The organism is Candidatus Cloacimonadota bacterium (assembly GCA_016932035.1).
Classification (GTDB): Bacteria; Cloacimonadota; Cloacimonadia; order JGIOTU-2; family JGIOTU-2; genus Celaenobacter.
In genome coordinates this window covers 1-13732 of sequence record JAFGDR010000043.1, presented here as the reverse complement: position 1 = coordinate 13732, position 13732 = coordinate 1, and the positions used below count along the sequence as shown (strand labels likewise).

Annotated in this window: 3 protein-coding genes; 1 reads left to right on the top strand and 2 read right to left on the bottom strand. The window is 43.2% G+C overall.

Features of this window, described 5'->3' with window-relative positions:
- Positions 1–7: 7 nt before the first annotated feature.
- Positions 8–1558: an NAD(P)H-hydrate dehydratase gene (locus tag JW794_07915; GenBank protein MBN2018035.1), complete on the top strand. Its 1551-nt coding sequence runs from the start codon at positions 8–10 to the stop codon at positions 1556–1558.
- A gap of 76 nt (positions 1559–1634) precedes the next feature.
- Here JW794_07915 and JW794_07910 read toward each other — a convergent pair whose 3' ends face one another.
- Together JW794_07910 and JW794_07905 are read right to left on the bottom strand one after the other, a co-directional pair.
- The gene (locus JW794_07910) at positions 1635–4478 is read right to left on the bottom strand and encodes a T9SS type A sorting domain-containing protein (protein ID MBN2018034.1); all 2844 of its coding nucleotides are present in this window, start codon (positions 4476–4478) and stop codon (positions 1635–1637) included.
- 209 nt (positions 4479–4687) lie between these two features.
- Complete coding sequence (locus tag JW794_07905; protein MBN2018033.1) at positions 4688–13501, bottom strand: carboxypeptidase regulatory-like domain-containing protein; 8814 nt, start codon at positions 13499–13501, stop codon at positions 4688–4690.
- Between the last annotated feature and the right edge of the window lie 231 nt (positions 13502–13732).

The window sequence follows — 13732 nt, the reverse complement described above, 5'->3', positions numbered from 1 at the left end:
GGTATCTATGTATATATTAAGCCCGGAAGAAATGAGATTTTTTGATAAAACAGCTCACGAGCAATTCGGTATTGACCCGATCCTGCTTATGGAAAACGCCGGCAAGAAAAGTGCCGAGATCATCGAGATGGAAATGTTGGAAGAATCGGATTCGATAGCGATCCTTTGTGGTACAGGGAACAATGGCGGAGATGGTATGGTCATTGGGAGATGGCTCCACAATCATGGTTTTGATGTTTGCTGTTATATCATTGGAGATACAAAAAAATTCACCTCACTTGCCAAGAAGAACCATGATATCCTTCAGAAAATGCATTGTGAAATTCAATATATATCGAGTAAAGATGATCTGGATGATGTTATTGACCAATTCTATGATTTCACGGTGATCATCGATGCTCTTTTTGGAGTTGGACTCAAAGGTGACGTTCAAGGATTTCGAAAAAACCTTATCGAGATTGTAAACGAACTTGATGCTGCTATCATTGCAATTGATATACCATCAGGTTTGGATGCAGAAAAAGGAACGGTTGCCAATGTTGCAATCAATTCGGATATCACTATCACAATGGCAAATATGAAGTACGGGCATCTTCTCTATCCGGGACGCGACCTTTGCGGTGAGATGTATATTGTTGATATAGGTATTCCTCTCAATGCATACGAAGAAAATCCACCGGTTGCAGAAATCCTTCCCGATATCCTCCAATATTTCCCCATACGCGAACGGAATACACATAAAGGAAATTATGGCAAAATAGCAATCATCGCCGGCTCACCTGGTATGACCGGAGCTGGTATGATGGCTTCAAATGCTGCATTGGAAATGGGTTCTGGTCTGATCACTCTTCTTCATCCTAAGAGCCTGGGTACTATATTTGAAATAGGACTTCTAGAAGTGATGACACGAGGAGTGTCTGAAACAAAGAAGCATACATTTGCTCGGGAAGCAGTTGACGAAGTACTTGATTTTGTTGAATTTTGTGATGCCGTTGTAATTGGACCGGGTATTTCAAGAGATGAAGAGACTGCTGAGTTCGTGCGAGAGTTTTTATTCCGCAATACAGTACCAGCTGTTATCGACGCAGATGCCATCAATGCCTTTGAACATGATAGTGATGCACTGCAAAAACTTTCTGGAAAACCATATATTTTTACTCCTCATATAAAGGAATTCTCCCGCATGATACATGTCGATGCAGAACAACTTCAGCAGGATTTACTGGGATATGCTCTGGAATTCGCAAAAAAATACAAACTCACATTACTTCTTAAAGGAAGTACTTCAATCATAGCCTCAAAAGATGGTAACATAACATTCAATGTCACGGGTAATCCAGGGCTAGCCACAGGCGGTAGCGGTGATGTTCTGAGTGGTATTATCGGTTCTCTGCTTGGACAGCATTTCTCACCATATGAAGCGGCACGGGTCGGTGCTTATATTCATGGAGAAGTTGCGGACATATTGCTTGATGAATATGATGAAGCTTCGATAACTCCTTCCAAATTGATCTCAAACATTCACAGAATATTTATCCCGCCTGAATCTGAAGAATAGATTTTAGCGTTCAATCGCAATAAAAAAAGTCCCAAACGTATAACGATTGGGACTTTGATTTTTATAATAAGAATTGCTATTTAATGAGTAGCATTTTTCTTGTTTGAGTGAATTCTGCAGTATCGAGTTTATAGAAGTAAATACCGCTTGGAAGTTCACCAGGATTCCAGGTTGCGACACCACTTTCACCCTCAATAGAATCTACTTTCTGTCCGAGGATATTGTAGATATCGATCTCAACTGGTCCGTGATGATTCTGAATTCCATATTTGATCTGTGTTGAACCCTTAACAGGATTGGGGTAGTTCTGAAGCAGGTATGTGCCGACGACCGGTTCGTCATCATTGGAAACGATCACGTTGGTATCGACGACTGCACGTATCATCATATTCTGAGGAATACCCATTGTATAGTCAAACCATGTACCTGATGTATACTGCCAACTCCTGAAGTATGAAGGACCATTTGTATCAACACCTATCAAGCTGCTGTTCGATGCTTCAAACCATCCAACATAGAAGTCACCATCGTTGATCACGATATTATATCGTGCATCATCCGGAAGTGAAACCACGTTCCAGTCATTTGCAACAAGGTTTGCAGAAGGAATCATATAGATCGGATCGATGAGTTGTGTACCTGGCTGACCACCCGGACCGTCATCATCCCAAGCATATACAATAAGCTGCTGATTGACTTCTGTAAGATAGTATTTGATACGAATAAGTTTTACAGGATATTGATCAGGAGTGATGCGAACAGCGAGCTGACTTGCTGCTGAACCTGCACTATAACCCATTTCGGATGTACCATCATCATAGGCATATTCTACTGCTGAAGCGATCTCAACAAATGCAGATGCTTCGTTTGAATACTGGCTTTCTCCTGCATCATAGACTGCTGTAACAACATAATAATAGGTATTTCCAGCTTCAACTGTTTCATCTGTAAACAAGGTGTCAGCAGTATTTCCTACTGGTGTATCATCATAGTTTCCGCTTTCCAGACCACGATATACATTATAACTATTGGGAGGATCAACGGTTGCATATGTTGTGCTGCATCGAATTCCCCATTCGCCATCAGGAAGACTATTTGCTGCTGCCACGTCTGCCCATGTAGCCCATGCTCCACCGGTATTTACGTAGCTGTGTTCACTTGGAACTGTTGATTCATCTAAAGCGCAGTCAACTGTGCTGGAGCATTCAAATCCGAGGATAAAGCTGTTTTGAACATCCCAATGCATAGCAGATACATCGTATGTGGCTGCAGCACCGGCTTGAGTTGTAACACCCATAGTATATGATGGAGTCGATGAATAGGATGCACCTTCTTTTTCATATACACCAATTGTTGTTGGACCGGCTAAGTTCTCGCTGAATACTGTAAATTCAAGAATTTGACATTGACCGCCAACAGGGAATGAAGCACCCATGATACCTGAACCAGTTGTGAATGATATTGCATTTTCAAATGTTCCATCATCCCATTGCATATCACCACCACCACCTACTGGAGCATCCCAGTCAAGGTCAACAAATGCTGTTTGTTCATTATAATCTGCTATTAGATTTGTTGGTGGCAGAACATCGATTGTTGCCAATACTTCAAAATTATCAACATGGAAACCCCACGTGGTTACGGGATCTGAGTTTGAGTGAAGACCGACACGGAATTGTACGGTCATTCCAGCAAGACATGAAATATCCGAATAACCAGACCATCCTGCTGAGAAGAGTGACCAATCTGCAATGCTGCCGGTGAAAACGTAATTGTCTCCACCTGGATCACCGAGAGGATTACTCACTGACCACCAGCCACTCCAGCCAGCACCATCATCGTGACGAACTTCAACATAAAGGTAATCACAATCAGGGAAAACACCATCATCGAGGTCTGTTTGAACATACATATCCCAGGTAATATCTACGTTTGCTGGAAGATCAAATTCAGGAGTAATATAGTAATCATCCATATCAGGATTATAGAATCCGGTTCCTGGATCGAAACAACCTGCTGCATGTGTTGGAGAGGGAGCAGAAGCATCATCATAAATATGCCAGAGCTGTCCACCTTCCGGGACATTTGAGAACATATCAAAACCAGTAGCGTCATCACCGGTATTATAGAATGATGCAAGTGCGATATTATCTACAAACACACCTATCAATGTAGGATCATCTGTTGTACATTGAGCTGGATCTGAAGCAAAAGCAAAGCTAATAATCACTGTTTCACCATTCCAGTTACTTGGAATGGTAATGTTTGTTGCCTGCCAACCAGAGGTTGAACCACCCCATCCAGGAATACCAGGTATACCTGTGGGGCATTCTCCGTGCTCAAAACCGAAACTATACATACTTGTACTGTTATAAGCAGGTGTACAATTCGTTAATACTTCAGCTTCAGAATATTCTTCTGTAGCAAGACGGATCCTTACATTAAATCCATCCCAGCCATCGAAGTTGCCGCTTGTACCAAGTGCTTCGATCGCACGGAACTGTTGGAAACTGAGAAGATTGTCTGCATGATCGGGAATTGTGATCGGGGGAGTATCCAGAACTTGGTACCAGTGATCAAGATAACCACCATTAGGTTCAATATCAGGATCACCCATCCACCATGACATACCTGAGCCACCATAGGCATTATAGGTATCAATATGCCACACGGGTGGAGTTGCAGTTGCATCCCACGCTGTCCAATCAGTAGCACCTGTCTCAAAATCTTCAAAGTAAACTTGTGTCATGTCTCTGCTCTTTGTGGCAGGATTGATCATTGGTGAATCAGTCCCTGAAAGAACAGGTTGCACTTGTAATTGTTGTACTCTAACCTCTTGTGATTCTGCTATTGCAAGTGAGGTCAAGAGTACGAAAAGAGCAATAACTGTCATTGCTTTTTTCATCTTTTCTCCTTTCAAAACGTCGAATTAATAAGACGCTGATATTTTTACGCAATTGTTCTTTTCATGGAGTATTAAGCAGCGGAGTCAAGTTTTTTACACCTCAATTGTCTTTGTATATTATAATGGAATTCCTCATATATATATATTTATTTATAATAATAGTAAAAGAAGAAAGGGAAGAAGGCGAACCTTCTTCCCTTAATTTATATGAGTTTCAACGCGAGTTACTTCATCAAGATCATCTTCTTGAGGAAGGTCTTGTTGTCAGCCTCAAGCTTATAGAAGTAGATACCATTTGCAAGCGTTTTTCCGTTAGCGGTGCCATTCCACTCAACCGAATGTTTAGGTGCAGGATCGAACTCGGTATCGACTATTGTCTCTACCAACTGTCCCTTCAAGTTGTAAATGGACAGTTTAACATGAGATCTTTCCCTCAAGCTGAACTGGAAGGTTGTAGTATGAAGCATCGGGTTAGGATAGTTCGCATACAGTTTGGTTTCTGTTACTGGTACATCGCCGTTAGAGACTGTATCGGTAGCTGTAAGGGTTACCGGTACGGTTACTGAACCAACATCAGGATCGGAAAGGATCTCTATGTCCGCGGTCTTGATCTCACCGTATGTCAGATCAGTTGCATCGAACATAACAGCGATTTGAGTCTGACCACTTGGAGCGATCGTTCCGAATGTCGGATCAACAGTAATCCACGGAGGAGTACCTAAGCTCAGGATACCCTGGATACACCAGTTGTAATCCAGTGCAGGATTGAGATCTGTCAGCAGTGACCATGCGCCACTGTAGTACATCCAAGCACCCTTATCGGTTGCCATTGGACCTGCGTCAACAGAACATGGATGGTCTGCAGTTGCAGAAATCGAGTAACCAAGCCAGTACTCATTACCGCTCAGGATTGGAACTGGAGTTGTAAGTACAACATTTGTCCACTGATCGATCAGTACAGAGGCTGTAATGTCTTGTGAGTACACTTCTGTTCCAGCATTACCATATGAACCACCTTCGAATACCTTGAGTTCAACAGAGGTGAAGTCTGCACTTCTAACGTGAATATTCACCTGTGTTAAGTTATAGGTATCATAATAAGGTGCAAGCTCAGTTGAGGTAAATCTGGCAGCACAAATTGCGTCAAATACGCCACCTGTACCAATACCATTATCATCATAACCGGTTTGATATTGAATTGTAACATCATCACGGGTCTGAGTGGCATTGAATGAAGTGGTTCCTGTTACAGGCTCATTCTTGATGCTGAGCAGCTCATCTTCGCAATTAAATCTGCTGTAATCTGTTGGGGCTGTAAGTAGCTTACCGTAGTCATACAGATTAACATTGAAGTCCATTGGACCATCACCAGTATTCTGGACGGTGATGTATTCGGTATGAGTTGATCCCGGAGGTACGTTAACGTTGATCACGGTCGGATTAACAACCATCACAGGAGCGGTCAGTGCGAAGTTTTGTGTAGTTGTTTGATCAACAACGATAGGCACATCGGTCTCAACATGATAATTATATCCATCTGCTATGCATTCAACAGTATAGTAACCGACCATCATATCCTCGATGGTGTATTGACCAGAGGCATTCGTGTAGGTTACATAGGTATTATCAGCATCATCAGAAGCAGTGATCTGAGCACCTGCGATAGGAGCTCCGCCAGTTGCAGCTGTTACGGTACCGGCAAGTTCGCCATATTCAGGATTACCAACCATTAATGTTACAGGTATGGTAACTGAAGGTACGCCTTGCGGTGAGTCGAATGTGATGTCACAGGTATGAATTGTTCCTGCAGGATCATCACAGGCGTCAAATGTAACAGTTACTTCTTCATATGCACCATATGGAAGAACGGTTCCTGAAGTAGGATCCATTGTTATCCATGATGCAAAAGGTCCAAGCTCATATCCGAAGAGAAGGTCAGGTGTGCCTTGTGCACAACCACCAAGAACCCATGTTCCAGGTACCATGTTACCAGTTGCAAACAGACCACCAGCAATATAGGAACCAACACCGAAGTCACCGTCAACACTGTGGGTAACACCCGTTAGTGTTAAGGTATTCAGATTGTATTGCTCGATCTGGCATCCGCCACCAGTTGTTGTTCCGGTGAAGATCCAAAGATATGGTCCGCCAGCAGTAACATTATCGTATGCTGAACCATACATGCTTGGAGGTGAGGCAATTGTATTAAGAATGGTTCCGGTTCTGCTGATAAGCGTCAGTGTTTCACTCCAGTTGTTTACCCAGAATGCATCATTGATGTCATCATAGGCAATCGATCTGACTGCAACAGGTGAAGAAATGGTTCCATAGTTGTTACCATCAGCATCAAATTGATAGATGGTATTTCCAGCATTGGAAGCATAGAAGTATTCACCGTCAAACGCCATGTCTCTGAGACCAGCAGTACCAGGCATCCATGTGGGTACCCAGCTGCCGATGTAGTTACCTTCAAAGTCGAACTTGAAGACATTTCTGCTTGAGTAACCCCATTCAGAAGCGAGGACGTAATTATTACCGCATCCTGCACCTGCAACACCAACACCACCAGTAGGTGTGTCGACATCCCAGTTAAAGAGGATATCCCACATATCATCAGATGCTGGAGGATTGTAGGTATCTGGATTTGGATCAGCTTCTGCAATAAATGAAGGAGCTGTCTGACCGGTATAGCTGTTTTCGAGCATCTTAGCTCTCAACTCGGTCTGATTCTCAATCGAGGCAGACCAATCAAGAGGAGCATTACCATTGTTGGTAACGGTGATCGTACGTGTCGAGGTTCCGCCAACCGGTACGGTCGCATTGATCGAAGTAGGCGTGATATCCATGGTAGGATTACCAAGTGCTACATCGAGGACTGTTGTTACATTTTCTTCGATTTCAACATCATAGTACCAAATTTCGGTATAACCGGCTTTGTAGTACTGGACGTCATAGAAGCCAACAGCCATAGGATCAATGAGATAGTAACCGAATTCGTCAGTATAGACAGGATTGTAATCGGAAGGATTAGCTGTTACAGCAACACCTTCGAGAGGATTACCATCACCGTCTGTAACGGTTCCTTCAAGAGCACCGTAAACAGGTGGTATGCCAGCGTAATCCCAGAGGACATCATAGACATACCAGTAATTGAAGTTATATGTGGTTCCACCATGGGAACGGAACTTCAACTGGACATCCTGCCCTGCATACTGAGCAGTATCATCATAGAACCAGTCTGTTCCACCGGATACACCCCAGTCATCATTGGTATCAAGATCCCATTCGAAGATCAAGTCTTCACCACCAGGATGGACGACCCAGATCTCCATGATTTCACCGCTATCGGTGCTGTAATCATTGATATACATGCTGATCTTAATATCGTAGACATCCAATGGATTAGCAGGAAGGTTGATCACTGGTGAGACCAATGACATGTCATAGTTTGTAACTGAAGGACTCCAGTACAGGTATGCATATCCTGCAGACCACAACCAGTTGTTCGGAGAACCTTGTGTTGTCCAACCGGTATTATGCCAATCAACATCAAATGGTTCATGATAGCCACCACTTGGTGCAAGCGGAACTGCTGTATCGGTATTTGAAGGACCGGATTCGCCTTCTTCGTAGACTGCCGTTACCCAGTAGGTATATTCTTCACCTACAGCAACGATGTCATCAGTGTAGTTGGTATGGTTTTCACCATCAACATAGGCAACAAATCCTTTACCGAGTTCGTACACATTATAACCAAGAAGTGTAATATCTCTCGGCATCTTGAAGCCAAGTTCAGTATTACCGTTGAAGGTATAATGAGATACTTCATAATTGCCGGTATCGACAGTATGACCGCTTTGTGCGAAGACCTTATCAAGGATTCTCTTACCATTATCAATGGTAGTTGCATCAAATGCGTACAGGTTCACTTCAGGTTCTTTACCAAGCTGCTTCTCGTTATAGGCAAGCTCGATATTACGTCCACGAACCATTGCGGTTGCACGGATACCGAACACACCAGGAGTAGAAGCTGCAGCAACATGCAGAAGCTGCCATGCTCCACCGCTCATGTACCAGTCAAGGTTTGCATTTGCATTCGGACCATTCTCATCAAATCCAACATAGTTTGTAGAACTTGTATTCATGTTCCAGTGAACCATTGCATAGAAGTCACCGGCAAATGAGACGTTTGGTACAGGTACTGTTACCCAATCATCAGCCGGGATCACGAATGGATCTGTGGTTCCGATCAGGTTCCGATCTTCATCATAAATGTCGATCGTAACTGTTTCACCACCAGCTGCTGCGTTGGCATCACCATAAAGCTCGAAGCTTATGATTTCACCACCATCATCAGTCTGGAACAGGTTACCAAGCCATGCTTCATAACCAGGATTGATTGACCAACCGTTTTCGTAGGTGCCGTCGTCGAGTACATAATCAACTTGTGTACCACCGCCACCACCACCGGTTTGCGGTTTATCCCAATCAATATCAACAGCTTCTTGTATTCCTGTAGCTGAGAGGTTCTCTGGTACAGGACCATCGAATATCATTTCTACATCGAGAAGAACGATCCAGCCAGGATTAAGATAGACACCATATGCCCAGTATGGCTGGAATCCATCTTTGTAGAAGTAGATATCGAAGAATCCGGATGCTACTTCTGTGAAGCAGTAGAAACCATATTCATCAGTGTAGGTTACAAAGTTACCTGCTTTGACCATAACATCAGGAACCGGATCACCATTAAAGGTAACTGTTCCCTGAAGTCCACCAGCTGCATCGCTGATGTAGAATACAACCGGAACGGTTATATCTGATGCACCATAAAGTAATGCATCGTTATGGACAATAAGGTCTGCGGTGTACATGCCGGGATCGAGACGTGCATCACCGTCACAGGTAACAGTAATGGTCTTGGTATTACCCTGACCAACTGTACCGGTTACTGGTGAAACGCTGATCCATTCGGAACCAACACCGAGATTGACGTCGTCAACATACCAGTAATCGATATTGAATGAGTATCCGTCAAAGAACCAGCACATCTGGAATTGGTCTGAACCCATATCAGCATTATCAATGGTTACAGGAACAGTTTCTGGTCCCATATTTGCGGTTGGTGATGTAGACCAAACAGTATTCCATGTGGCACCACCATCACTGGTTGTTGCGACACCAACGGTAATACCGGTAGAATAGTAATCTAAGAAATGTTTAAATGTTAAATTAGCACTTGTATATCCTGTTGTATTAATAACAGGGCTGATCAATCTTTGAAGAGCTGTTGTAGAAGGACTCCAGTAGAAGCGTGCTTCCGGAGGTGTTCCACCAGCATAACTGGTATTGCTTTCACCCCAGTTTGTGCCACCTGTAATTGTCCAACTGGAAAAGTCACCAAAGTCTGATTCATACAGTGTTTCGACACCTGGAATAACAGTTTCAATATTAAATGAAAGGTCTTCTGCCATAGCGTCTGGTGCAATGTTCGAGATGTAAAGTTCATCAGAAACAGTGCCACCGGTTCCTGCGATCAAACCAAGGGTAAGTGATGCAGGTTCCACAGCAACTTCTGGTGAAGGAATAAGGTCAAAGGCAACAGTATAATAGGTGGTGTTCACACCTCTTGTAACTGTCTTCTTCGAATCTTTTCCAAGAAGAACGTTATCCCATTTTCCAAGTATCCAGTAATAGGTACCATCTTCAAGAATTCTGTATTGCAGATATTCACTTCCGCCACCTGCCCAGGAATCTGCGTAGGCGAGTTCAGTAGAATCTGCATCAACGAGCTTGATAGCACCGTCAAATTCTGTTTCATCAATCGGAAGTTCAAAGGCACACCATACGATATCGCCTTCTAAGCAATCGATCGTATAGATATCAATGTCCTTATCTCTATAATCCGGATTATAGTAGATCTGAGCACCTTCAGACACAAAGTCAAAGTGTGCAGGTGTGGCATCAACCATAAGATCGTTTGGTTCATACGGATCTCTGGGATGAGCAGTTGCAAGCACTAATACTTGATGTTGAACAGCACTTTCTTCTCTTGAGTAAGCAAGAACAGGGGTAAGCTGACAAGCATCAAGAGCTGCGTCTTCAGGAATTGCTACGGTAACTGTAAAGTTGCCGACTTCACCCGGATCAAGCTCAATGTATGGAGGGCTAACAGTTACAGGCCATCCTGTTGGGCCAGGACCTGGACCAGGACCACCGCCGCCAGGATAGTCGAGGTCGTCGATATACATTCCTGCATACTCAACAACTGTTGTTGCATAGAATGAGAAGACGATCTGAACGTCGGACATGCCGTCATAAGCTGAAAGGTCAAGATCTGCGAATTCCCAGGCAGTTCCGGGATATGAGTCAACGGTAAGAAGAATATCTCCATTAACGATAACATCACAGTAGTCCCATGATCCAAAGATATCTGACCAATACCAGAATTGAAGGTATGCACCGGTAACTGATGAGAAGTCAACGGTCTTGCTCATGTAAGTATTGCCGCCCGAGTTGGTGTAATCACCTTCGGGAACGGTTGCCCAGAGACCTGTTCCGGAGTGAGCTGCTGGAGGAGGTGTATGTGTGCCGGTATAGTTGGCAACATCATACGTATTCGTCCATGCCCAGTCACCCACTGGATCCCAGTCTGCAGTAGCTACCCAGCCACCATCACTGGTTTCGAAGTCTTCGACATCTCTCTTGTTGTATCGAATAGCTGAGCTATCCTGAACAACAAAGATGTATCTATCACTCTGAATACCCATATTCGTAACGTCGAATTCGTACTGAATATTGTTTCCTGCAGCGATATAATCGGATGCATAGTATGGATCGACTGAGAAGTTGATCGGAAGATACGGTTCTGGCATGATGATATTATCAATACCAACACCACGGGACTCACTGTTGAGTTCACTACGATGACGGAATCTGATCTTTGCATTTTCGCCAATATACGTATCTGGAATAGTTACAAACACTTCTTCGTAATCATCCATTGGTGCATCTGCGGTTAAGACTGCAATGCATTCCCAAGTAGGATTCTGATTGAGATATGTGTTGGATATTTCAACAAACAGGGTATCACCATCAAGGATATCTGCACCCTTTGCCTCATAGAGGTTATCATTTCTCCAGAAGAAGTCAATGAAATCACCACCATTTATTACAAGACGAGGAGTGATCAGAACAGCGTCATAGTCATGATACCAGCTACAACGTGCAAATCCCTGTCCTTCATAAGCATCGCTCATAAAGCGTGCCCAGTAGTCGCCAGGATTTTCCCAACCGAATGGTGGGAATGTTGTCTCTTCGAATCCTTCCATCGCATAATCAACACCCTTCACAATAACGCTAAGGTCGATTGTGGAGTCCTGAACTGCATTGGTGTGGAATTCAAGAACATCAGCGAACATACCAACGGTTGTAGCATCGAGTTCTACTGTAGCAACATCATAGCTGAGAGGTTCGATTGAGTCTGGATATGTTACTGAGAATGGAGGATTAATTGTGACACCATTGAAATAGAGTGTGCCAAATCCATCATTATAGATCGTAACATCCCATGTTTCTACTGTTCCCTGATCAACCATACCGAAATCATGGGCAGTTTCGTCAATAATCATATCTGGTTCAGGTATGATCTCTTGCCAGGCTACATCATCAATGTAGAAGTAATCATAGGTGCCATCTTGACCATGCTTGAATGCAACATATCCTGTTGCTTTTGCAAAGTCGATGGGACAAATGACCTCAGAATAGGTACTCGTTACTTCGAAGGATTGAACAAGAGAGAAAGTTGAAGGATCTGAAGGATCCGTTAGGGTTCCAACCAAGATATTCTGTGTACCTGAACTTGAGCGAACCATTGCCGAGATAACATTACCCCATACACCTGTTTGAAGGGCGGGAGTAACGAGCATCAGTTCTGCAGCAGTATCACTTGAGTTGTACATTTTCACGCTCATCAAGCCGGAATAGGCATATGTTGCGCTAGAATATGTATCAACATAAGGATAGGTGCTTGTGGTCTGTACGATTCTCGACCATTTAGGTGGAAGGTCGGGCGCAGTACATGTATCGAAGTTTTCGAAGAGGTCGAGGTAAGGTTCGTATGCAGTCGTGTTAATATCATCAGATGCTGAAACTGTTGGATCTGCCTGCGATGTTGCAGTAAAGGTCGTCATGTCTGTTACATCTTTTGCAGCTGGAGCAGTAACGCGAACTATAACAGTATCGCATTCACCAGATCCAATGCTGATTGTTGAAATAACACCAGTATCGTCCTTATCTCTGATCTCATAGGTCCATGCACCACCAGCAAGTGTAAGATCATACGTATCAGCATTATCACCAAGGTTGCAAACCTTCATAAGGTAATCAAAGGTCTGACCCATAAGAATGTTTGCATCAGGGGTAAGCTGGGTTACGTTTAAACCGTAAGGAATATCAGCCAGAAGGCGGATGTTTGCGACATAATAAGACAGGTAACCGGTCGTATGACCTGGGCCAGGGGGTACATAATCATCATAATCACGAACCACTCTGTCTGTATGGTTTGTGTATTTGAAGTTTGGATAGCCAGTAGAATAGTCCCCACGGTAGTTGATCCAGACAATCATAAGGTTGTCTGTACCATTGTATGAGAACGGTGCTGTAAAGTCAATTCCTTGCCAGCCACTGCCATTCCATGTCATTGTACCACTCCAGACTGATGTCATTCCAAGAGCAACAGGATCAACATTTTCGTTGCTTGGAAACTCAGTTAAGGTAGTATGACCGATGTATACTTCTTGATTTTCCATAGCGTATGCTGCAGGTGTATTATTTACATCATAATGAATTCCTGTGATATCAACTGCCATTCCAATTTCAGACTGAAGATAAATAGTCTGGGACCATGAATAGTTATAATAACCATAGCAAGGAACGTAATTTTGATATCCAGTACCATCACCGATTTCGATATAGGCACCAAACGCTAGAGAGGAAGTCAGAAGTAAAGCAATTAACAACAAAATGAACTTTTTCATTGTTTTCCTCCTATAAAAGGATTAATTAATTTTACTTAATTGCAAATTAACATAAATACAAGTATGCTGGGTTGCTGTCATAAGACTATATCCCAGGTTCCCTACTTGCGAAAGTAACATAATGGATATCCCGATTGTGATTCGAGATTAAAACTCCAGCCATATAAAATTGTATTGTAAAAAAAGGCTGGTAACCTAATTTTGACATTAACATTCTCGCGTTCTTTCTCT

Bases quoted from the DNA above. Each gene is read 5' to 3' on its own strand.
- JW794_07905 (MBN2018033.1), bottom strand. From the start codon at position 13,501: ATGAAAAAGTTCATTTTGTTGTTAATTGCTTTACTTCTGACTTCCTCT.
- JW794_07915 (MBN2018035.1), top strand. From the start codon at position 8: ATGTATATATTAAGCCCGGAAGAAATGAGATTTTTTGATAAAACAGCT.